Genomic DNA, 21,924 nt, shown 5'->3' on the forward strand with positions numbered 1-21,924 from the left:
TGAGTCCGCGGTGCCGCGTGTCTCTGTCATCGGCTTCCTTCCTCCGGGAGCAGGACGGGTTTCACCACGCGGCCCGCTTCGCAGTCGCTTTCGGCCTCGTTGATGTCGGCCAGCGGGTAGGTGCGGATCAGTTGGTCGAAGGGGAAGAGACCGGCCTGCCACAGTCCGGCCAGCCGGGGTATCAGTACGCCGGGCACGGAGTCGCCTTCGCAGATGTGGCGGATGCCGCGGCCTCGGTCCAGTGTTCCCCGGGCGAGCGGCAGGGTGGTGTGGAGCCGTGCCACCAGGCCGAGAATGCCCGTGGGGCGAAGAGCGCGCAGCGCCTCGTTGACGAGCGGGGGCGAGGCCGTGGTGTCCAGCGCGTACTGCGCTCCGCCGTCGGTCAACCGCCGGATCCGGTCGGGCAGTCCGGTCGTCGCGGCAGGCAGCGGGATCGCGCCGAACCGTTCGGCCAGGGCCAGCCGTTCGGGGTGCCTGTCGACGGCGACGGTCAGCGTGCCGGCGGCGGTGGCCGCCATCACCGCGGCCAGGCCCACTGCTCCCGCACCGAAGACCGCGAGGGTGTCGCCGGGGCCGGCGCCGAAGCTGTTGAGGACGGCTCCGGCGCCCGTGAGGAAACCGCAGCCGAGCGGGCCGAGCAGTTCGAGGGGCAGTGCGGGGTCGACGCGGACGGCGTTGCGGGCCGGGACCAGCGCGTAGGCGGCGAACGAGGACTGGCCGAACCAGCGGGGGGCCATGGCCACTCCGGCCGCGTCGGTGAGGCGCGGCGGGTCCTCGCTGCGCCCGCCGAAGAGGTTGAGGGAGGCGAAGGAGTCGCAGTAGGCGGGAGCCGCACTGCGGCAGTTGCGGCAGTTGCCGCAAGAGTCGAAGCTCAGCACGACGTGGTCGCCGACGCCGATCGCGGCGTCGGGACCGCCGCCCGTGCGCACCACCACCCCGGAGCCCTCATGGCCGAGCACCGCCGGCAGCGGGCTGCGGCCGGCAGACCGCCGGACCGCGAGGTCGGTCCGGCACATTCCGCAGCCGGCGATCTCGACCAGCACCTCGCCGACGGCTGGTTCCGTGCGCAGGACCATCTCCTCGACGGTGAAAGGGGCCTCGTACGAGCGCAGTACGGCCGCCTGGAACCTCATCCCTGTTCCTCCCGCGGGCGGTGGACGACGAACGGCCGGAGGTTGCCGTACAGCCCCCACGGACCGCCCGCTACGCCCACACCGCTGTGCTGGGTGCCCGCGAAGGGCTGGGCGAGGGACAGTTCGGCGTGGTGGTTGACCCAGGCCGTGCCGCATTCGAGTCGGTCGGCCACCGCCTCGGCCCGGTCCAGGTCGGTGCCCCAGACCGATCCGCCGAGTCCGTATCCGGTGCCGTTGGCGGCGTCGACGGCTTCGTCGAGGCTCCGGTACGGCAGCACCGGCAGAACCGGTCCGAATTGCTCCTCGGTCACCACCGGGCTTCCGGTTGGTACGTCGGTGAGGATCGTGGGAGCGAAGAAGTAGCCCGGGCCGTCCAGGCGGTGACCGCCGGCCGCCGCCCGGGCACCGGCCGCCAGTGCCTGCTCCGTGACCCGTTCGACCCTGGCCAGCTGAGGGGCGTTGTTGACCGGGCCCAGCCGGGTCGCCGGGTCGAGGCCGGCCCCGACGGTGACCGTCTTCGCGCGATGGGCGAGGGCCTCGACGAGCTCGGCGTGCAGCCGGGCCGGGGCGTAGACGCGTTTGACGGCCATGCAGACCTGCCCGCAGTTGCGGAACGCGGCCCAGAACAGCCGGTCCGCGATCCGGTCCACCTCGACGTCGTCCAACAGCACAGCGGCGTCGTTGCCGCCCAGTTCCAGGGTGACCCGGGCGAGCGAGGCCGCCGCCGCCCGGGCGACGGCACGTCCGGTGGGCACCGAACCGGTGAAGGTGACGTGCCGGATGCGCGGGTGTGAGGCGAGGCGGGCGCCGAGGGGTTCGCGGCCAGTGACGACGGTCAGGACGTCCTCGGGCAGGACGGCGGCGAGGACGGAGCCGAGCAGCCGGGTGGCCACCGGGGTGAACGGGGAGGGCTTGAGGACCATGGTGTTGCCCGCAGCGAGCGCGGGCGCGAACTTCGCCGCCGCGAGCTGGACGGGGAAGTTCCACGGCACGATCGCTGCGACGGGTCCGAGCGAGCGCCAGCGGATCTCACTGTGCACGGGTCGTCCGTCGGTGATGCGCCGCGTCCTGGGAGCCAGGTCCGCGAAGTAGCGCAGGCGGGCGGCCGTGCGGGCGATCTCCGCGTGGGACTCGGTCAGGGGTTTGCCCTGCTCGCGAGTGAGCAACCGGGCCAGTTCGTCGCCGGCCGTCTCCACGGCGTCGGCGGCCCTGTGCAACGCGGCGGTGCGGGCGGCGGGATCGGCGCGCCAGCCTTGCCAGGCCCGGTGTGCCCGGTCGATCACCGCGTCCAACTCGTCCGGCCGCTGGTCGGGGACCTCGTCGAAGGTCTCCCCCGTGGCCGGGTCGACGACGGCGAGCCGCGCTGTCGGGCCTTCGGAAGATCGGTCTGTGACAGTGGTCGGCATGCGGTGGTCAGTCCGCGGCGGGAACGCCGGCAGCGTGCTTCCGGGACTGCTGGTCCATCTCCGCCCGGAAGGCGGCCACCAGATGCGGCTGGATCCTTCCGGCGTTGCGGTCCCCGCCCTCGCAGACCGCCCCGCGCACGCCCACGATGTCCGTACCGATGCGTGTCAGCGGACCCAGGTCTCTCCGCCCGACACTGCCCGCGAGGGCGGCGAGCAGACCGGATGCGTGGGACAGCCGGACGAACTCGGCACAGACGTCCGGAGGAACATGGTCGAACAGGCGTGTCCCGTCCTTGACGGCGGTGTCCAGCATGGCCGCGTCGGCACCGGAACGGGCGGCGATGTCGGGCAGGGCCAGTGGGTTGACGCAGCCGATGCGGTGGGCGTCGGCGTAGCCGGAGGCGACGACGAGCGCTTCGGGGCGGTGGTCCTTCACCGCACGGACGACCGCACGCATGACCTCGATGCCCTGCTCGGGCGTCGTGCACCCGAAGAGGCCGACCTTGATGTACGTGGCGCCGGAGACGACCGCGCCGAGCGCCGCCTGAGCCACCGTGCCCGGCTTGTACGGGACGTCTCCCACCGTGGCGGACACGGGCTTGTCGGCCGGGACCGCGTCGCGGATCTCCCGGATGACCCAGGGGAAGTTGGCGCCGAGCGAGCCTTCGTCGGGCTTCTTGACATCGACGATGTCGAGGTGTTCCGCCGCCTTCGCACAGTCGAGGGCCTCCTCGACACCGTCCGGGGAGATGAGAAGCAACACCATGAGCTCCTTCCACCGCACGTCCGCCTGGCCGAGGCACAGGGGTGCGGATCACCTGGTTCATGTGCGGTGTGCTCATCATTTCCGCCGCCCTTGACCGCTGGTAGAGCGTGCGGAAAGGGAACGGGGCACGGCCGGCCTGTCCAGTGCGCCGTGCGCGCCGGTCCGCATCGGTTCTCGCCCGAGCGCGCGTTTCATGCCGCAAGGGAGCCATGTTCATTCGTTCTGCTGAAGAGAACGCCTTTCCCGAAGCCCCTGAATCCGCAGCCCGCATAGTGACAGCGCGACGGCGGTACGACGGGTCGGGCGGGCACGGCTGCCGCCCCGGCACGCGTGCCCGCCTCATCCACCGCAGGCGCACCGCCGGGCCGTCGCGCACAGATGCGGAGCGGCTGTCCTGCACGGCCGTCCCACCCCGGGTCCGACGAAAGGACAAGAACCCATGCGCGAGGAAGCGATCAACCGGGTCAAGCTCGTGTTCACCCTGTTCGACGCCGACGGGAACGGTGTCCTGGAATCCGACGATTTCGAGCTGATGAGCAGCCGGGTCGCGGCAGCCGTCCCCGATGCCGACGAGTCCCGGAAGCAGGCCATGCGCGCCGGGTTCACGCGCTACTGGAACACGCTGGTCAGCGAACTCGACGCGAATCGCGACGGCCGGATCACCTACGACGAGTACCAGGCGTGTGTCCTGTCGCCGGAGCGCTTCAGCGGAGCGATCGACGCGTTCGCGTCCGGCTTCGCGCACTTCGGCGACGTGGACGGGAGCGGGATGGTCAGCCGACCGGTGTTCACCGGGATGCTGAGGGGGGTCGGCTTCGATCTGCCGAACATCCATGCGCTCTTCGAAGCCTTCGAGCCCGACGCGGAGGACCGGGTCCGGGTGGACCTCTGGGAGACCGAGATCAGGAACTTCTACGCCCCTGACATGGGCGGTATCCCCGCCGACCTGCTGGCGCCTGCTGCTGCGGCCTGATCCGGGCACCCGCACCGGCCGCACGTCCAGGTCCGGCAGCGGCGCGGCGAGTGTGGGTGGGGCGCTCCGGTCACGGGCGCCTCCGGAACCGCACGGCCCGTGAAGCGGGCGGTGGCCCCGGGGCCGAAGCCGGGGCCACCGCCGTACGGTCAGCCCCGTACGATGTTCTGCGCCTGCGGGCCCTTCTGGCCCTGTCCGATCTCGAAGGTGACGTGCTCGCCTTCGGTCAGCTCGCGGTAGCCGTTGCCCGCGATCTCGGAGTAGTGGGCGAAGACGTCCGGGCCTCCACCATCCTGCTCGATGAAGCCGAAGCCCTTCTCGGAGTTGAACCACTTGACGGTGCCGCTGGCCATGCTGTCGATCCTTCGTTCTACCCGGGAACAGCCCTGTGTGCGTGTTCCAGCTCCTGGCAGCAGGAGCCAGCAACTGTTGTACCCCGCATCGCCCCGCATACCCGGCCGACGACACCCCGAGCGCGAGGTGCCGCACGTCTGGCTCTGGGCGGCGAGCCCGAGTGAGGGGCCGGCCGGGCCGCCGCGCGCCCGCCGTGGCCGCAGGGCTCAGGGCAGCTGGGCCGGGAACGCGTCCGAGTCCTCGGACCGGGGCGCCTCCTTGTGGACGGCCGTGGAACCGCGACCGCGCGCGTCGGCGGCGGGCGCCAGGAAGGCGGCCACGACGACGAAGGCCAGCACCAGCGTCATCGCCGGGCGCAGCCCGTAGTGGTCCCCGAGGAACCCGAGGCCGGGCGGCCCCACGAGGAAGGCCGTGTACCCGATGGTGGCCACCAGGCTGACCCGGGCGGTCGGGTCGGGGCCCGAGTCACCCGCCGCCGACATCGCCACGGGGAAGCCCAGGGACGCGCCCAGCCCCCAGAACAGGACCGCGGCCGACGCCACGACGACGTTGTCGGAGAAGATGACCAGGACCAGGCCCAGGGCGCCCGAGACGGCACTGGCGCGCATCACGGTGCCGCGGCCGAACCGTTCCAGGAAGAACTCTCCGCTGAAGCGTCCCACGGTCATCGCCGCGGCGAAGCCCACGTAGACGAGCGAGCCGACCGTGGCGTCCAGTCCGTGGCCGTCGACCATGAGCAGCGGCAGCCAGTCGTTGGCGGCGCCCTCGGCGAGAGCCATGGCCAGGATGATGGCCCCGATCAGCAGGAGTCTGCGGTCCCGCCACAGCGGCGCCGAGCCGCGCTCCGCGTCGGGGGTCTGCCGCGCACCGCGCCGGCCGACCCCGGAGGGGACACCGGCCAACGCGTAGGGGAGGACGGCGGTCGCGACCAGTGCGGCGGCGACCAGGTGCCAGTGGACGGGGAACGCCACGGCGGTGGCGGCCATGCCCAGCAGGCCTCCGACGACCGTGCCGAGGCTGAAACCTCCGTGCAGCAGGGGCAGGACCGCCTTGTCGGCCGTGCGCTCCACGTCGGCACCGTCCACGTTCAGCGCCACCTCCCCCGCGCCCATGCCGATGCCGAAGACGCACAGTCCCACGGCGACCAGGGGTGGGGACGGCACGGTGGCACCGGCGCCGATGACCAGCATGCTCACGGGTATCAGGAGGGCACCGAACCCGATGACCGGTCTGGTGCCGAACCTCGACACGAGGCGGCCGGAGCAGAGCAGCCCGCTCATGGAGCCGACGGAGAGACCGAAGAGGACCAGCCCCATCTGCGCGGTGGACACCTCCAACTGGTCGCGGATGTCCGGAGTACGCGTGATCCAGGACGACATCGCGATGCCGGGCAGGAAGAAGAACAGGAACAGGGCCGTACGGCGCCGGTCCACAGTGCGTTCTGTCAAGAGAAGGCTCCGCTGGGTCATGGAGGAGGAAGCGCGGGCACGGGCCTCGGCCAGGTATGTACAAACGTACACACTACGATGGTGCCGGTGGAAGACGGAAGAGAAGGGCGGGCCAGGGGCATGGCAGGCAACACCCGCGGACCCAACGACCCCCGGCGGCGCGAGCGGATCCTGGACGCCGCGCTCGACGTCATCGCCGAGCACGGCGCCATCAAGGTGACCTATCGCAGGATCGCCGAGACGGCGGGAGTGCCGCTGGGCTCGCTCACCTACTACTTCGACGACATGCAGTCCCTGCTCACCTCGGCTTTCACCCGTCTCGCGGAGTCCGTGTCCTCGCGTTACGGGGCTCTGCTGGACGCGGCCCGGACACCCGAGGAGGCCCGGGAGGCCGTGGTGGAGATCATCAGCGGCAAGGTCTGGGGAACCGACCGCAACCTGCTGCTGAGCTACGAGCTCTACGCCTTCGCCTCGCGCCATCCCGAGGTGCGTGAGGTCATGCGGTCCTGGATGCGGGCCAGCAGGGAGTCCCTGGCCCGACACTTCGACCCCCTGACGGCGCGTGCCCTGGACGCGCTGGTCGAAGGCTTCTCGATCCACAACTCCGTCGACCCCCGGCCCACCGACCGCGCGGGGGTGGCGGCCATCGTCGACGCCGTCGCGGACCGCCGCCCGACCGGAGCCGGCGGGAGCGCCGCGAGCGACTGAGGGGGTTGCCGGGGCCTCCAGCCGGCTGACGGACGACGGGTTCGGGTGGGACACCGATGGCCTGCGCCGGTGCGCCACGCGCAGCCGGCCGGTTCCGGGGTCGGGGCACGGTGGGCGAGCAGCGGGGGTGGGCCCTGCACCTGGAACCGGGGCTCGTGGCAGAAGCGACCTAGGCGCTGCTCGCCAGGCTCTCGGGGCCGGGTGACGTGGCGGAGGGGGTGAACCACCTGGCCGAACTGTCCGCTGTGGAGGGCGAGGTGGCCGACCGTGCGCGACGGCGCCACGCTCTGATCGTCGGCACACCCTGAGTCGCCTCGGCCGGCGCAGCCGTCACTTGCGGTAGCCGAGCACCGTCATCATGCCGCTCTCCGAGTGGTAGAGGTTGTGGCAGTGCAGCATCCACAGCCCGGGGTTGTCGGCGTCCAGGTCGACCACCAGCTTCCGGTGCGGCAGCACGACCGCGGTGTCCTTGCGGGCGCCCGCGCCGTCCAGACCGGCGAGGGCGAAGGTGTGGCCGTGCAGGTGCATGGGATGCCACATGTCGGTGGCGTTGATCAGGGTGAGGCGGACCCGTTCGCCGGCCCGCACGGGGTGGCGCCGCTGCGGCGCATACGCCTGGTGGTCGAAACCCCAGTCGTACTCGGCCATGCCGCCGGTGATGCGGATCCGCAGTTCGCGGTCGGGCTCACGGTCCTCCAGGGCCACCGAGTCGTCCGGCACCAGACGGCGGGCGGGCACGGTCCGTCCGCCGAGTTGGTCCGGGCGGGCGTCGGCCGGCGGGAGGCTCCTGGTCCCCTTGCCGGTGCGCAGCACGGCGAGGGCCTGCCCCTTCTTCCCCTCGGCCAGCGCGACCAGGGGAAACACGCCGTCCCGGGCGGTGACGAGGACGTCGTACCGCTCCGCCATGCCGACGAGGAGGGCGTCGGTCTCCTTGTGCCGCACCGGATAGCCGTCGGTGTGCGTCACCGTCATGGTGTGGTCGCCCAGCGCGACGCGGAAGGCGGTCTCGGCGCCCGCGTTGATGATGCGCAGCCGGACGCGGTCGCCGGGGCGGCAGCGGAACACCGACGGACTGTCGGGCAGGCGTCCGTTGGCCAGGTAGTGGGGGTAGTCGACATGGCCGGCCACCCCGTGCAGCATCCGGCTGCGGGACCCGTGCAGCACCCGGGAGGGGCCTGCGGCTCTGCGGGCGGGCGACGGGGACGTCGAGGCCGGTGCGCCGGAGCCCGGGCGGTCCGGGCCCATGGCCGCATGGCCGGAGGTCGCCGCGCCGGCGGGTCTGAGCCGGCCCAGGACCTCGTCGGGGGTCGAACCCTCCACGCCGTCGAGCCAGTCGTCCAGCACCACGATCCACTCCGCGTCGTAGGCGAGGGGTTCCCGCGGGTCGTCGATGATCAGCGGTGCGTACAGGGCCCGGTCCGACTGCATCCCGACATGGGAGTGCATCAGGTACGTCCCCGGGTGGTCGACGGCGAAGCGGTAGCGGAAGTCGGTGCCGGGCCGGACGGGCGGCTGGGTGAGGCCGGGGACACCGTCCATGTCGCAGCGCAGCCGGATTCCGTGGGAGTGCAGCGTCGTGGCGGCGGGCAGCCGGTTGGCGAGGGTCACGTCGAGCACCTCCCCGGCGCTCGCGCGCATCAGCGGCCCCGGCAGCGCCTCGTCGTACGCCCAGCTCCGGACGGTACGCCCGCCCAGGTCCAGCGGCGCCTCGGCGGCGGTGACGCGGTACGTGCGCACCGGCCCGAGACCGCGGGCGCGCTCGGCCGCGAGGACCTCCGGGTCGGACGGGTTGACGTACCCCCGTGGGCCGTCCGGGACGAACGTCCGTGGGCTTCCGTATCCCTGGAGATCGGGACGCGGTACGGGACCGGAGCCGGTGCAGGCGGGCAGCAGACCGGCGCCGGGCACGGCGAGCGAGGCGCGGAGCAGGGTCCGCCGGGAAGGATTGGGCATGCCTCCATGAGACAGCCGACATGATCGTGCAGCCCGGCGGTGCCGCCGAATGCCCGCGGCGCCGGGCCGGATTCCACCGGGTGGGCGGACTCCCCCTCCGGGGCGGGGCGGGTCGCGGGCCCCTGCGGTGGCCAGGGGGCCGGGACCGGGTGGGTGCCTTGGCGCACCGAAGTGACTCGAAGGGCACGATGGGGGAACCGTAGTAGCAGCCCTGACGCACGGAGGAGGCCGGCAGCCCGGTCGTCCGGCTCCGCAGACACCGGAAGGTGGATCACGATGGCGCATGCCGACGACGCACGGCAGGTCGTGCCGAACACACCGGGGACGCACACCGACGGTGTCACGCGTCGCCGTCCGCTGCGGGAGCGACACATCGAAGAGACGGTGCGGATCGCGGTGCCGGTGCGGACGGCGTACGACCAGTGGACGCAGTTCAAGACCTTCCCGCGCTTCTCCGACGTGGTGCAGGGAGTCGAGCAGATCAGGCCCACCGTGACCGCCTGGACCCTCGGCTACGGACCCCTGCGCCACCGCTTCGCGATCGAGATCGTGGAGCAGGACCCCGACGCCTACCTGGCCTGGCGCGGTCTGGAGCAGCACCCCTCCCACCAGGGTGAGGTCGAGTTCAGGCCGACGGGTTCCGGCGGCACCGCGCTCACCGTCCGCTTGCTGCTGGAGCCCCGGGGAGCCGCGAGGATCCTCACCCGTTCCTCCGCGGCCACCAGCCTGACCGCCCGGCTGGTACGCGGCGAACTCGGGAAGTTCAAGCAGTTCATCGAGGGGCTGGGGCAGGCGGGAGGGGCCTGGCGCGGGACCATCCGCAACGGCCGCGTACAGCACGATCGACCGGAACCGCCCAGGAGCCGCGTGGCCCAGTGGCCCGTCGGCTGACCGGCGTGGCGGACACGGCACGAGAGCGGACACGGCAAGAGAAAGGCGAACCGATGCAGAACCCGCCCGGCGAGGAGCCGGAGAAGACCCTCTCCGTGACACCGCCGAAGAAGTGGGCAGCGGGAGTCCCCGCGGTCGTGCACGCGCTGGAGTACTCCCTGGAGCAGACCTCCCCGCGCAAGGCGGGGGTGGACCTGCTGACGATGAACCAGGTGGGCGGGGTCGACTGCCCCGGCTGCGCCTGGGCGGACCCGGCCCCCGGGCGGCGCCATCGCAACGAGTACTGCGAGAACGGCGCCAAGCACATCAACGACGAGGCCACCACGCACCGGGTCACCGCCGACTTCTTCCGTGAGCACAGCGTCTCCGACCTCGCCGCCCGCTCCGACATGTGGCTCAACCGGCAGGGGCGGCTCACCGAGCCGATGATCAAGCGGCCCGGTTCCGAGCACTACGAGCCCATCGGCTGGGACGACGCCCTGGGCGTCCTCGCCCGCGAACTCCGGGCGCTGTCCTCCCCCGACGAGGCCGTCTTCTACACCTCCGGCCGCGCCAGCAACGAGGCCGCGTTCGTCCTGCAGCTGTTCGCCCGCGCCTTCGGCACCAACAACCTGCCCGACTGCAGCAACATGTGCCACGAGTCCAGCGGCTTCGCCCTGAGCGAGACCCTGGGCACCGGCAAGGGGACCGTCAGCCTCGACGACCTCCACCACGCCGACCTGATCTTCCTGGTCGGGCAGAACCCGGGGAGCAACCACCCGCGCCAGCTCACCGCCCTGGAGGAGGCCAAGCGGGGCGGAGCCCGGATCGTGGCGGTCAACCCGTTGCCGGAAGCCGGTCTGCGACGCTTCAAGAACCCGCAGAAGCCGAGCGGGGTCCTCGGGCGCGGCACCCAGCTCGCGGACCGCTTCCTGCACATCAAGCCCGGCGGTGACCTCGCCCTCTTCCAGGCCCTGAACCGCCTGCTGCTGGAGGCCGAGGACGCCCGGCCCGGCACCGTCCTGGACCACGACTTCATCGACGCCCACACCTCCGGCTTCGAGGAGTTCGCCCGGCACGCCCGCACCGTCGACTGGGACGACGTGCGCGCGGCGACCGGGCTGACCCGCGAGGAGATCGAGAAGGTCCGCGACGAGGTCCTGCGGAGCGAACGGGTCGTGGTCTGCTGGGCGATGGGCATCACCCAGCACAAGCACGGCGTGCCCACCATCCGGGAGATCGTCAACTTCCTGATGCTGCGCGGCAACCTGGGGCGCGCCGGGACCGGCGCCTGCCCGGTGCGCGGCCACAGCAACGTCCAGGGCGACCGCACCATGGGCATCTGGGAGCAGATGCCGGACACCTTCCTCGACGCCCTGCGGGATGAGTTCGGCTTCGACCCGCCGCGCCCGCACGGCCTGGACTCGGTGGACTCGATCAAGGCGATGCGCGAGGGCCGCGTCAAGGTCTTCCTCGCCCTGGCGGGCAACTTCGTCCGCGCCGCTCCCGACAGCGAGGTCACCGAGGAGGCGATGCGCTCGTGCCGGCTGACCGCCCACATCTCCACCAAGCTCAACCGCTCGCACACCGTCTGCGGTGACACCGCGCTGATCCTGCCGACCCTGGGGCGCACCGAGCGTGACGTGCAGGCCGACGGCGAGCAGTTCGTCACCGTGGAGAACTCGATGAGCGAGGTGCACACCTCGCAGGGGCGCCTCGAACCGGCCTCCCGGATGCTGCTCAGCGAGGTCGCCATCCTGTGCCGGCTCGCCCGGCGGACCCTGGACGGCAAGGCGGACCTCCCCTGGGACGAGTTCGAGGGCGACTACGGCACGATCCGCGACCGCATCTCCCGCGTGGTGCCGGGCTTCCACGACTTCAACGCGCGGGTGACCCGCCCGGGCGGCTTCCAACTGCCCAACCCGGTCAACGAGGGCGTCTTCAACAACGAGGTCGGCAAGGCCCTGTTCACGTGCAACGAGCGGGTGGTCCCCCGGGCACCCGAGGGCCACCTGCTGCTGCAGACGCTGCGCTCGCACGACCAGTGGAACACCGTCCCGTACTCCGACAACGACCGCTACCGCGGCATTCACGGCAGTCGCCGCGTCGTGCTCGTCCATCCGGCCGACCTGTCCGAACTCGGCCTCTCCCAGGGCGACCGCGTGGACCTCGTGAGTGTCTGGACGGACGGCGGCGAGCGCCGGGCCGAGAACTTCCAGGTCGTGCCCTACCCGGCCGCCAAGGGATCGGCCGCCGCCTACTACCCCGAGACGAACGTCCTGGTGCCGCTGGACAGCGTCGCCGACATCAGCAACCAGCCCACGTCGAAGGGCATCGTCGTACGCCTCGAACCCGTCCTCGACCGGACGGGGGCCGCCCCCGCGTGACCGAAAGGGCGGTGCCGACGGGCCCGCGAGGAGGACGGGCCCCCTGCGGTGGCTCCGGGCTCCGGACCGGCCGCGTTCACCGACCGGCGGCCAGCACTGCCGCGAGGCCTTCCTGCAGGTCCCTGACGAAATACCCGGGGACCTCCAGCGACGGGAAGTGTCCCCCGGCGTCCGGCGACCGCCACCGGACGATCCGCCGGTACCGCTCCCGTGCCCAGGGCCGCGGGCACTTCTCGATGTCGCGGGGGTACACCGTGATCGCCGAGGGGACGTCGACCCGGAGGTCCGGGTCGAGCGACTGGTGGCTCTCGTAGTAGATCCGGGCCGACGACGCTCCGGTCCGCGTCAGCCAGTACAGGGTCACGTCGTCGAGGATCCTGTCCCTGGAGATCGTCTCGAACGGGCTGTCCTCGGTGTCCGTCCACTCGGCGAACTTGTCGAGGATCCAGGCGAGGAGTCCGACCGGTGAGTCGACGAGCGAGTAGCCGATGGTCTGCGGCCGGGTGGCCTGCTGTTTCGCGTACGCCGCCCGGTGGAGCCAGAAGGCGCGGGTGTCCTCGGCCCAGGCCCGTTCTGCCGCCGTCAGCCCGTCCGTCGTCAGCCCGGGCGGCGCCTGCGCGAGCGTGGTGTGGATGCCGAGGACCTGTGCCGGGAACCTGCCGCCGAGGACCGTGGTGATCACACCTCCCCAGTCACCGCCGTGGGCCGCGAACCTGCGGTAGCCGAGCCTTCCCATCAGTTCCACCCAGGCGGCCGCGATCTTCTCGATACCCCACCCGGTGGTGGCCGGCTTGTCGCTGTAGCCGAAGCCCGGCAACGACGGGACCACCACGTGGAACGCCGGCGCGGCCGCGTCCGCCGGATCGGCCAGCTCGTCCACCACCTCGGTGAACTCGGCCACGCTGCCCGGCCAGCCGTGCGTCAGGATCAGAGGAGTGGCGTCCGCGCGTGCGGACCGGCGGTGCAGGAAGTGGATGCCGAGACCGTCGACGGTCGTCCGGAACTGGCCGATCCGGTGGAGGCGGCCCTCGAACGACCGCCAGTCGTAGCCGGTGCGCCAGTAGTCCACCACAGCGGCGAGGTCGGCGAGCGGAACACCCTGGTCCCACCGGCGAGGACCGCGCTCGGAGCGACGTACGGTCTCCGCTTCCGGCAGCCGCGCCGCGGCCAGTCGCGTGCGCAGATCGTCGAGTTCGGCGTCGGTCGCGTGGGTCTCGCATGCTTGCACGTCGCGGGACACGGGGCCTCCAGGTCGTCGCGGAACCGGACTTGATCCTTTCGCGAACCGGCTGAGGTGGTTCCTGAACCGGCTAAGACGGTTCTAACATCCTCGACGGCCGGGCACAACCGGCTAAGGTGGTTCCATGCAAGCCCGGTTTCCCGACTTCCGCCTCGGCAAGGTGCTGGCGACCAGCTTCACGGCGACCCTGACGGAGCGGTGCGGGGATCCGGTGGAGCGCATTCCCACCCCGCAGCGACTCGTCGACTGGCTGGCGGTGAGCGGCCTCACCGTGCAGTCCTGCACCGCCGCCCAGTGGGAACTCGCCCGTGAGCTGAGGGAGGCGATGCACGCGGCCCTGACGGCGGCCGCTCTCGGGGACTCCCTCCCCGCGCCCGCCGTCCAAGTCATCAACGACCGCAGCACTCAGGGCCGGGCCGCGGCCGTCCTCACGCCCGAGAACAGACGACAGTGGCGACTCGGTTCCGCTTCCAGCGTGGAGGATGCCCTGAGCGTCGTCGCCGCCGACGCGATCGGCATCATCGCCGGCGAACGCGACGGGAAGCTGGCCTTGTGTGCATCGCCGACGTGCAGAGCCGCGTTCTTCGACACCAGCCAGAGCCGCACCCGTAAATGGTGCGACATGAACACGTGCGGAAACCGTCAGAAAAAGGCACGCTTCCACGCCCACAGGAACCAGAGCGCCGGATCAGGGACGTAGCCGTCCCGGGGGGGCGCCGTGCCCGGGGCTCACGGCGCCCCGCCGCTACACCTGGTACTGCGTCAGGTCGATACCGTAGATCCGCACTTCGTGGCCGTGGACCGGGTGCGGTGCGGAACCCTCGGGCCGCATGCCGAGCTTGTCGGCCACGGCCGTGGATGCGCTGTCCTCCGTCCTCAGTACGGCGACCACCCGGTCGAGTCCGCGGTCCTGCAGGGCGAATTCCAGGGCGGCGTGCGCCGCTTCGGAGGCGTAGCCCTGTCCCCAGAAGACCCGCCCCAGCCGCCAGGTGATCGCGACCTGACCGGCTGCCCCGGCGGGCGCGTCGGCGACGGACAGGCCGACGGCACCCGCCAGTTCACCGGAGCCCAGGAGTTCGACCGCGAAGACCCCGAACCCCTCCTCGTCCCACTCCTCCTCCCAGCCCTCGATGTCCTCGGCGGTCTGCTCCACCGAGCGCGGCCTGCCGTCGCCGAGGTGCCGCATCACCACCGGGTCGGCGTGGATCTCGGACAACGGGACGAGGTCGTCGTCCAGCCAGCGGCGGAGGACGAGGCGAGGGGTGCGGATCTCGGTCATGCCCCTATCCTGCCGACGCGACGATCAGAGCGCGAACCGGGCGGGGGAAGCGTGGCCGGGCCGGGCCGTCTTCAGTGCTCGCAGAGGGAGAACTCCCGCTCGTAGAGCTGCTCGTTGTGTTCGTCGACGAAGAACTTGCGTTCCTGCATCAGTTGCTCGCGGTACTCCCTGGCCTGGTCGAGCGTCATGGTCGAGGTGTCGGCCCACGGCTGCTGCGGCGGCACGTCGGATGTCGAGACGATCGTTTCCGACGGGTCGACCAGGAAGAACGCGAGAATCTTGCGATGTCCCGGCCGGGTGGGGTCCGCGAGGCCGAACGGGCCGACACGGTGTTGCAGGACGTTCGGGAAGGCCAGGCAGCGGCCGGCCGGGGTCGGCACCGAACCCAGCACCTGGTTCAGCGCGTCTTCGTCCTCCAGGCCGTAGACCTCGCGCAGGCCGTTGTCGTCGTTCTGTTCGTAGTCCGGGTCGTCCAGTGCGGAGCGGAATCCGAGCCGGCTCTCGGTGATGTTCTCGCTGTCCCAGTAGTAGATTCCGGTAGAGACGATCCGCTCGTTCAGCATCCCCTCGACGTGCCAGGAACCGCCGGCGTACTCGGGCTTGTCCGGGGTGAGGTGAACGGTGGCGAGTTTGACGATGACCTGGAGACGGCGACCGCGCAGGGAGACCCGGGCGTCCTCGTCGGGCGACTCGGGCGGGGTGAAGGCCGGAGCGTCCGGAAGGACCGGGCGGCGGTTCTCCCACCAGTCGTCCTGGGCCACTTCCCATGCGCGCAGGGCTTCGGCGTAGGCCTCGGCATCGCTGTAGGCGGCCTGGTCGGGGTGTTCCGGCTCGGAGTCGTACCACCCGTAGGGATCTGCCGTGATCCGCAGAGGGCGCGGATGGCGCAGGTCGGTGAGCACGTTCTCCAGCAGCGGGAGCATGCGCGCGAACAGGTCCGGCAGAACGGAGGACAGGGCGCGATGCGTCTCGGGGTGGACGTTGTTGACGTACGAACGGAAGACGGCGTCACCGTCGTCACTGACGTCGACGTCCGTGGGCAGCCACTGGAACCTCTCCGAGAACTCGTACTTCGAGTAGCGGTTCGTCGGGTTTCGCCAGGCCTTCTCGGGCTCGCCACTCACCCCTCGCACGAGGCAGAAAAGTGAGGGGTGCACCAGGTCGAGCACCTGGCCGCCGGATCCGGGATGCCAGTCCCGTTCGGCTTCGGGTACCTGCTCCAGGACACGAACCGCCTCGCGCAGCCGGCCTCTGAGCTCTTCGTCGACCAGGGTGTCCGACTGCCACACCCCGTCGACGGCGGACACCTCGGCACCGGTTCGCGCGTCCCGCAGCGAGGCGTAGTGGGAGAGTTCGTCGAGCACGAAACGCACCTGGGCTTCGGTGAGGCCCTGGGCGATCGCCTCTCGCGACCATCTGCCGACGATGTCGGCATCGTGCATCTTCTCGAACCACCCCGGCTTTTCCCTGATGAGCGAGCTGCAACGCATCATCTGGAGTTCCCTCAGCGTGCGGGGCGTCGCGAACGCTATGGAGCGGGAGGCGTGGAACGGCAGCGGGAAAGCAGACAGGCCAGTCAATGCCCTTGATCCTCTGACTCGGTGTGCGGTGGCGGGAAGGATACTTCAGCCGGTGCGGCCGGGCAGGGGCAGCAGCGGTCCATGATCGCGTCTGTCGGAGCACCGGCGCACGGAGCGTGGAACCGGCGCACGGTGTTACCGAGTCTCCGGGGAGTGCGCGCGAGCGCTGTTAGGCAGCAGGCGCGCTTGGACAGCCTCTCCTCACTTCCGGCAACGAGGAGGGCTCGTATGGCCAGTGAGTTCCAGCGCGTCAAGCTCCGCGCGATGTTCGACGCCTTCGACGCGAACGGCGACGGGTACCTGCAGGAGGAGGACTTCCACGCTCTGGCGGCCCGCTGGGGCCGTCTGCCCCGCGTCACGGCGGAGGCCGGGCTGGCCGACCGGGTGCGGAGCGTGATGCTGGGCTGGTGGCAGCAGCTGGCGGCGGCCGTCGACACGGACCGGGACGGCCGGATCGACATGGACGACCTCCTGGCCATGGTCGACCGGCTCGGTGACATGCGCGAAGCCGTCACCGCCACGGCCGACACCGTCTTCGACGCGGTGGACGAGGACGGGGACGGCCGCATCTCACGCGGTGAGCACCGACGCCTGATCGACGTGTGGCACGGCCGCGAGGTCGCGGTGGGGACGACCTTCGAAATCCTCGACCGGGATGCCGACGGCTGCCTCAGCCGCTCCGAGTTCGCCGAGCTGTGGGTCCAGTTCTGGATCAGCGACGACCCGACCGAACCGGGCAACTACATGTGCGGCCCGTTGACCGGCATCCCGATCGGCTGACGGGCGGACCGGATCTCCTCCGCGGCCCGGGAGGCAGGCAGCCGGGCGAACGCCGGTCACGCCATCCGCGCCGCCGTCCCGAGCCCGGCCGCGCCTCGGCCGGACCTCAGCGGTCAGTCAACCGTCAGGACGATCTTGCCGGTGGTGCGACCCTGCTCACCGATCTCGTGCGCCTTCGCGGCCTGGGCCAGCGGCAGGACCGTCTCGACGACGGGCTTCAGACTGCCTCGCTCCACGAGCGCGGCGATCTCCCGCAGACCGTGGTGGTCCGGCTCGACCAGCATCCACATCGCCCGTACCCCCTCCGGGGCGGCGGGGACGTCGTCGGGCCCCGGCAACGTGATCAGCCGGCCCCCCTCGCGCACCACCCGCAGGGACCGCTCGGCCGTACGGCCACCCAGGCCGTCCAGCACGACGTCCACGTCGGAGACCACGTCCTCGAACCGCACCGAACGGTAGTCGATCACCTCGTCCGCCCCGAGTTCCCGTACCAAGGCGTGCTTGGCCGCACTGGCCGTCCCGATGACGTGGGCACCGCGCGTCTTGGCGATCTGCACCGCGAGGTGCCCGACGCCTCCGGCCGCGGCGTGCACCAGCACGCGCTCCCCCGGTCGGACGTCGGCGGTGTCCACGAGGGCCTGCCAGGCGGTCAGCGCGGCGAGCGGCAGCGCCGCCGCCTCCACATGGGTCAGTCCGGCCGGCTTGCGCGCCAGGTGCCGGGCCGGCGCCACCACGTACTCGGCGTATCCGCCGGCCTGACGCGGGAACAGCGGCATTCCGAACACCTCGTCCCCGGGACGGAAGACGCCCACGCCGGGACCGACGGCCTCGACCGTGCCGGACACGTCCCAGCCGACCGCCGGCGGGGTGCCCCACTCGATGAGGGAGCCCGTGGCCCTGGTCTTCCAGTCCACCGGATTCACCCCGGCCGCGCGCACCCGCACCAGGACCTCACCCAACCCGGGCTCCGGGCGTTCGATCTCGCGCTCACTGAGCTCCTGCGGTCCGCCCCACTGTTCCACGACCACTGCACGCATGTTCCCGGCCTCGTCCTTCGTCTCCATCGGTACGCGCCGCCGGAGACCCGGCGACGCCCTCCACGATCGGCCTTCCCGGCGGCCCGCGGTGTTGGCCCTTGGGCCACTATGTGACAGGATCTGGCCATGAGCACTGCGCGGCGGGTTCCGGCGGGGACGGCCCGGAGCCGGACGGTCCGAGCCGGTCGGCGGCACCGGATCGCGGTGCTCGCCCTGCCCGGCGTACCGCCCTTCGAGCTGGGCATCCCCTCCCGCGTCTTCGGCAGTGCGCTGGACTCCGAGGGCCGTCCTCTGTACGAGGTGGTCGTCTGCACCGCCGACGCGGCCCCCGTCCTCAGCGACGCGGGCTTCGTGGTGCAGCCCGCGGCCGGACCGGAGGCACTGGCCGAGGCGGACACCGTCATCGTCCCGCCCACCCACGCCATGCCCGAGCTGGGCCGTGGCGGCCCGCTGCCGCCCGAGGTCACCGAGGCCATCGCCGGAATCCGGCCCGGCACCCGGCTGGTGTCCATCTGCTCCGGCTCCTACGTCCTCGCCGCGGCCGGGCTCCTCGACGGCCGTCCCGCCACCACGCACTGGAACCTGACTCCCGAGTTCCGTCGGGCGTATCCCAAGGTCAAGGTCGACGAGGAGGTCCTCTTCGTCGACGACGGTGACGTGCTGACCTCCGCGGGAGTGGCCGCGGGCGTCGACCTCTGCCTGCACCTGATCCGCCGCGATCACGGAGCGGCCACCGCCAACCGGGCCGCGCGCATGTGCGTCGTACCGCCCTGGCGGGACGGCGGGCAGGCGCAGTACGTCGACCGGCCCATCCCCGACCCCACCGTCGCCGGCACCACGGCCACCCGGGCCTGGGCCCTGGAGCACCTCGGCGAGCCGTTGTCCCTGGCCCAGCTCGCCGAACACGCCCGGATGAGCCTGCGCTCCTTCACCCGCCGGTTCCGTGACGAGGTCGGCATGACCCCCGTGCAGTGGCTCACCGCTCAACGCCTGGAACTGGCCAAGCAACTGCTGGAGACCACGGACCTGTCCATCGACCTGGTCGCCCACCGGGCCGGTTTCGGCTCCGCCAACTCCCTGCGGGCGCACATGAGGGCCGGCCTCGGCGTCTCCCCCGCCGTCTACCGTCGCGCCTTCGGCGCACGGCCCTGACCTGATGGGGCGCTCGACCGCCCTGACCGGCCTGATCCACCCAGTAGGGTTGCTCCAGCAACTGACGGGGAGGAACCCAGCGTGGCCGGCGACACGGGACAGGCAGCCGCGGCGAGTGCTGTCGTCCGCAACACACCGGCCCGGATCGGTCTCTGGGCCGCCGGTGCGGGCGTCAGCTTGATCCTGGCCATCGTGATGACCCCCATGTTCTGGCTGATGTGGGGCGGTTTCTACACAGCCTCCATGTTCCTGTGCGGAGCCGTCGCCGTCCCGGCCGGACACCTCGGGCGCCGTCGCGGCAAGCGACTCGGGGGCCGCGACCGCGGTGTGGCCCTGTTCACCATCGTGACCGGCTGGCTGCTGATCCTTAGCAGCCTGACGCTGCTGGTCGCCTACGCCGGGCTGATGGCGGGACTCGGATTCCTGGTCGGTTCGGCGAACTGAGCGGCGCGGGCCGGGACGAGAAGGTGGTCGTCACCGAGGCGTGGGCCGGACGGACGATGCGGACGGCCGCGCGGTGGAGGGCGTCCAGCGCGCCCGGCCCCTCCTCGTCGTACGCGGCGCGCAGTGCCGCGAAGCCCTCCAGGGCCAGATCGCGGCGGTGGACGGCGGAGGCCGTCCGGGCTTCTCCCTCGCCGGTGAGCGCGGCCGCCTCCAGGTACGTCTCACGGTCGGCGAGGAGGTGCGGCGGCAGAGTGAGCACGGCGTCCCCGGCCTCGGGCAGTCCCGAGTTGGACATGATGACGAGGATCTCCAGTCCACCGCCGTTGACCAGCCGGTGGATCGTTCCCGTCGAACCAGACGAGGGTGCCCGGCCGCAGGGGCGTCGTGGCGAATCCGCTCGCCACGCCCAGGGTCTGCACGACGCCGGAGCCGGACAGGACGTAGTACCCCTCGGCGCAGGCGAGGTGGACGTGCGGGGTGCCGCCCGCCTCGCCGTGTGCGTCCTCGACGTCGTACACGCGGAGCCGTGAGACGCCGATTCCTCCCGGCAACGCGGGGAAGGACGCGTCGGTCTGCTCGCTGTCGACAGTGCACATGCGGGTCTCCTGCATCGTTGTCGGGTCGGGTGTGTGGTGGTGGGCCTCTCGGTCAGTTCGTCGAGCGAACGGTGCACGATGCGGCCGTGCCCTGCGAACTCGGTCCAGAAGTCCGTGCCGTCGACATCGCGGTGGCCGGTCCAGACGCCTCGGTGGTGCGGGGGGTCGGCGTTTGGTGGCTGGGCAGAAGAAGCCTCCATGGCAATCGATAGTTTGGTAAGCGCTTTCTCACAATGTTTGCGTGCCACCGTGTGACCCGGGAGAACGGGCGTCGACACCGAGGCGCCAGCCGTCGAGGTGCTCGCCCGCCCGCACCGGCGGCGGCACTGGCGGTGGCCATGTCCGGAGCGGTCGAACGGGGAGAGCAAGAGGCGCCAGTCGACCCGCGGCTTCAGAGGACCTGCCGCACACACACCGAACGGCAGCGCCGCGACCTGCGCTTCGGAGCGAGGGCGGCGTCCGGGAACGGCTCGGGGGCGCCGCGCGTCCACCGGCTCGAAGTCGGCCGGGACGGCAAGGGCGGACCGGCATGGGCGGGCCGGGACGCAACGAACAGACCCCGGTCGCCGACCCACGGGGGAGCAAGTCGGCGACCGGGGCACCGTACCTGCTGGGCGCTGGACACAGGTACGGCAACACATGTTCCGGCACCGCCCCACGGGATCGTCCTGCCGTGTCGGAACACTGTTCACACTATAGAGGATGGTGTCGATTCGGGGTCACGCGGTGGGACGGGGTCCGGACAGGACGGCGTCCCCGGTCAGACCCCGAGCACCGTGAAGCCCGCGGCGGACAACCGCACGCTCAGTTCGGCCAGGGCTGCCGGGTCCTCGCGGGAGCCGTTCGGGTCGAGGCCGTTGTCGTTCTGGAACGCACGGACCGCGCCCTGGGTACGCGGCCCGTCGGCCCCGTCCTGGGCCCCGGGGTCGTAGCCGAGAATGAGCAGCGCGCCCTGCACGCCGAACACGTCGGACAGGTCGAGGGCCAGCCGGTCGGCGGGGAGACCGCGGGCCTCCACGGTCCCGGCCAGCAGGAAGTGCGCCCGGTCGAGCCTGTTCCGGATCCTGATGGTTCCCTCGTCCGGGGTGAAGTGGCACTCGTCCGCGGCGCCGTTCCACTCCCGCGCCGCCACATGGCCCTGGAACCTGGGGAACCGGAAGGCCGGTCCGAGTGCCCAGCACATGCTCAGCGTGGCGAGCTGTGCGTTGGCCGGCCAGGAGGCGAACCCGGAGAAGTCGGGGGCCCGCGCCGTGAGGAACGCCTCCATCTGGTCCAGCTTGGCGAACACATGGCGGTCGATCTCCTCGTCCGACAGGTGCAGTGAGGTGAACGGCGGCTGGAAGGCCTTGTGCCCTTGCCGGGCGAGGTGCAGGTGCGCCTTGACCTTGTCCCAGTCGTGGGCGACCAGGTCCGCCGTCGCCGGGGAGCCGTCGGCGTTCAGCCACCGCAGTTCGCCCGCGAGCGCCAGGGACGCGGACCGCTCCGCGGGACTCGGTGCGGAGTCGGCCGCCGCCGTCTGGTCGATCTTGTTGCCGATCCCTGTGCTCACCCATCCCTTCTGGTCCAGGTACATGAAGTGCACTCGGCCCTCGAGCGGGTCGTTGAACGTGATCCAGTGATCACGGACGCTCTGGTGCATGGGGGCGGCCTCTCTGGGAACCGGCGGGACGCGACCGGTCGGCAAGCGGCAACGGTGGCCGCCGATGGCGCCACGGCGGGAGAACCGGATACGTCGACCCGCCCGGGCGGCCGGGACCGGAAGCCCGGAGCGAGTGGGCGGTAACTCCCTTCCAGCATCCGTCCGTTGGCCTTCGTCCG

Annotated in this window: 20 protein-coding genes and 1 pseudogene; 8 read left to right on the top strand and 13 right to left on the bottom strand. The window is 71.5% G+C overall.

The features are described 5' to 3' along the window. Positions 1-26: 26 nt before the first annotated feature. Genes ACZ6EG_RS05855 through ACZ6EG_RS05865 form a run of 3 tightly spaced genes read right to left on the bottom strand, consistent with a single transcriptional unit; the run spans position 27 to position 3,302 of the window. Positions 27-1,133: an NAD(P)-dependent alcohol dehydrogenase gene (locus ACZ6EG_RS05855; RefSeq protein WP_469601922.1), complete on the bottom strand. Its 1,107-nt coding sequence runs from the start codon at positions 1,131-1,133 to the stop codon at positions 27-29. Beyond that, positions 1,130-2,539: an aldehyde dehydrogenase family protein gene (locus ACZ6EG_RS05860; RefSeq protein ID WP_391968795.1), complete on the bottom strand. Its 1,410-nt coding sequence runs from the start codon at positions 2,537-2,539 to the stop codon at positions 1,130-1,132. The genes ACZ6EG_RS05855 and ACZ6EG_RS05860 overlap by 4 nt, the downstream gene beginning before the upstream one ends. Positions 2,540-2,546: 7 nt before the next feature. Continuing rightward, positions 2,547-3,302, bottom strand: a complete 756-nt coding sequence (locus ACZ6EG_RS05865; protein ID WP_391969109.1) for a (5-formylfuran-3-yl)methyl phosphate synthase — start codon at positions 3,300-3,302, stop codon at positions 2,547-2,549. 442 nt (positions 3,303-3,744) lie between these two features. Here ACZ6EG_RS05865 and ACZ6EG_RS05870 point away from each other — a divergent pair, with 442 nt between their 5' ends. Beyond that, positions 3,745-4,278, top strand: a complete 534-nt coding sequence (locus ACZ6EG_RS05870; RefSeq protein ID WP_391968796.1) for an EF-hand domain-containing protein — start codon at positions 3,745-3,747, stop codon at positions 4,276-4,278. A gap of 149 nt (positions 4,279-4,427) precedes the next feature. Here the strand turns inward: ACZ6EG_RS05870 and ACZ6EG_RS05875 are convergent, their stop codons facing one another. Together ACZ6EG_RS05875 and ACZ6EG_RS05880 are read right to left on the bottom strand one after the other, a co-directional pair. Then, complete coding sequence (locus tag ACZ6EG_RS05875) at positions 4,428-4,631, bottom strand: cold-shock protein (RefSeq protein ID WP_356611630.1); 204 nt, start codon at positions 4,629-4,631, stop codon at positions 4,428-4,430. A 207-nt stretch (positions 4,632-4,838) separates the two neighbouring features. After that, on the bottom strand, positions 4,839-6,080 hold the full coding sequence (locus ACZ6EG_RS05880; RefSeq protein ID WP_469601927.1) for an MFS transporter: 1,242 nt from the start codon (positions 6,078-6,080) through the stop codon (positions 4,839-4,841). Between the two features lie 120 nt (positions 6,081-6,200). Between ACZ6EG_RS05880 and ACZ6EG_RS05885 the strand changes: the two genes are divergently transcribed. Beyond that, positions 6,201-6,788 carry a TetR/AcrR family transcriptional regulator gene (locus ACZ6EG_RS05885; protein WP_391968798.1) on the top strand — a complete coding sequence of 196 codons (588 nt, stop codon included), beginning with the start codon at positions 6,201-6,203 and terminating at the stop codon, positions 6,786-6,788. Between the two features lie 330 nt (positions 6,789-7,118). Here the strand turns inward: ACZ6EG_RS05885 and ACZ6EG_RS05890 are convergent, their stop codons facing one another. Further along, positions 7,119-8,741 (bottom strand): multicopper oxidase family protein, encoded by a 1,623-nt coding sequence (locus ACZ6EG_RS05890; RefSeq protein WP_469601932.1) that lies wholly within the window; start codon positions 8,739-8,741, stop codon positions 7,119-7,121. Positions 8,742-9,017: 276 nt separating this feature from the next. Here ACZ6EG_RS05890 and ACZ6EG_RS05895 point away from each other — a divergent pair, with 276 nt between their 5' ends. Then, positions 9,018-9,632: an SRPBCC family protein gene (locus ACZ6EG_RS05895; RefSeq protein WP_469601935.1), complete on the top strand. Its 615-nt coding sequence runs from the start codon at positions 9,018-9,020 to the stop codon at positions 9,630-9,632. 53 nt (positions 9,633-9,685) lie between these two features. Next, a complete protein-coding gene (locus ACZ6EG_RS05900) occupies positions 9,686-11,998 on the top strand; it encodes an FdhF/YdeP family oxidoreductase (protein ID WP_469601938.1) in 2,313 nt (770 codons plus the stop codon). A 76-nt stretch (positions 11,999-12,074) separates the two neighbouring features. Here ACZ6EG_RS05900 and ACZ6EG_RS05905 read toward each other — a convergent pair whose 3' ends face one another. Continuing rightward, positions 12,075-13,238 carry an epoxide hydrolase family protein gene (locus tag ACZ6EG_RS05905; RefSeq protein WP_469601941.1) on the bottom strand — a complete coding sequence of 388 codons (1,164 nt, stop codon included), beginning with the start codon at positions 13,236-13,238 and terminating at the stop codon, positions 12,075-12,077. 124 nt (positions 13,239-13,362) lie between these two features. Between ACZ6EG_RS05905 and ACZ6EG_RS05910 the strand changes: the two genes are divergently transcribed. Continuing rightward, the gene (locus ACZ6EG_RS05910; protein ID WP_469601944.1) at positions 13,363-13,938 is read left to right on the top strand and encodes a CGNR zinc finger domain-containing protein; all 576 of its coding nucleotides are present in this window, start codon (positions 13,363-13,365) and stop codon (positions 13,936-13,938) included. Positions 13,939-13,983: 45 nt separating this feature from the next. On the opposite strand, the gene ACZ6EG_RS05915 is transcribed toward ACZ6EG_RS05910, so the two are convergent. Together ACZ6EG_RS05915 and ACZ6EG_RS05920 are read right to left on the bottom strand one after the other, a co-directional pair. Beyond that, positions 13,984-14,517, bottom strand: coding sequence for a GNAT family N-acetyltransferase (locus ACZ6EG_RS05915; RefSeq protein ID WP_391968804.1), 534 nt, complete (start codon positions 14,515-14,517; stop codon positions 13,984-13,986). A gap of 71 nt (positions 14,518-14,588) precedes the next feature. Further along, positions 14,589-16,097 (bottom strand): DUF4246 domain-containing protein, encoded by a 1,509-nt coding sequence (locus ACZ6EG_RS05920; protein ID WP_391968805.1) that lies wholly within the window; start codon positions 16,095-16,097, stop codon positions 14,589-14,591. 228 nt (positions 16,098-16,325) lie between these two features. Here ACZ6EG_RS05920 and ACZ6EG_RS05925 point away from each other — a divergent pair, with 228 nt between their 5' ends. Next, positions 16,326-16,877: an EF-hand domain-containing protein gene (locus ACZ6EG_RS05925; protein WP_391968806.1), complete on the top strand. Its 552-nt coding sequence runs from the start codon at positions 16,326-16,328 to the stop codon at positions 16,875-16,877. A 113-nt stretch (positions 16,878-16,990) separates the two neighbouring features. On the opposite strand, the gene ACZ6EG_RS05930 is transcribed toward ACZ6EG_RS05925, so the two are convergent. Then, a complete protein-coding gene (locus ACZ6EG_RS05930) occupies positions 16,991-17,914 on the bottom strand; it encodes an NADP-dependent oxidoreductase (protein ID WP_391968807.1) in 924 nt (307 codons plus the stop codon). Positions 17,915-18,040: 126 nt separating this feature from the next. On the opposite strand from ACZ6EG_RS05930, the gene ACZ6EG_RS05935 reads away from it, so the two are divergent. Together ACZ6EG_RS05935 and ACZ6EG_RS05940 are read left to right on the top strand one after the other, a co-directional pair. After that, complete coding sequence (locus tag ACZ6EG_RS05935) at positions 18,041-19,066, top strand: GlxA family transcriptional regulator (protein WP_391968808.1); 1,026 nt, start codon at positions 18,041-18,043, stop codon at positions 19,064-19,066. Positions 19,067-19,147: 81 nt separating this feature from the next. Continuing rightward, positions 19,148-19,510, top strand: coding sequence for a hypothetical protein (locus tag ACZ6EG_RS05940; RefSeq protein WP_469601951.1), 363 nt, complete (start codon positions 19,148-19,150; stop codon positions 19,508-19,510). On the opposite strand, the gene ACZ6EG_RS05945 is transcribed toward ACZ6EG_RS05940, so the two are convergent. From ACZ6EG_RS05945 to ACZ6EG_RS05955, 3 genes and pseudogenes are all read right to left on the bottom strand, one after another. Beyond that, positions 19,434-19,805, bottom strand: a complete 372-nt coding sequence (locus tag ACZ6EG_RS05945) for a hypothetical protein (RefSeq protein WP_469602674.1) — start codon at positions 19,803-19,805, stop codon at positions 19,434-19,436. The two genes, ACZ6EG_RS05940 and ACZ6EG_RS05945, sit on opposite strands and share 77 nt — an antisense overlap. Before the next feature lie 354 nt (positions 19,806-20,159). Beyond that, a pseudogene (locus ACZ6EG_RS05950) lies at positions 20,160-20,747 on the bottom strand (DUF6807 family protein); the annotation flags it as partial. A gap of 119 nt (positions 20,748-20,866) precedes the next feature. After that, positions 20,867-21,745 (bottom strand): peptidoglycan-binding protein, encoded by an 879-nt coding sequence (locus ACZ6EG_RS05955; protein ID WP_469601954.1) that lies wholly within the window; start codon positions 21,743-21,745, stop codon positions 20,867-20,869. Positions 21,746-21,924: the final 179 nt, after the last annotated feature.

Source organism: Streptomyces sp. NPDC041968, assembly GCF_055589025.1.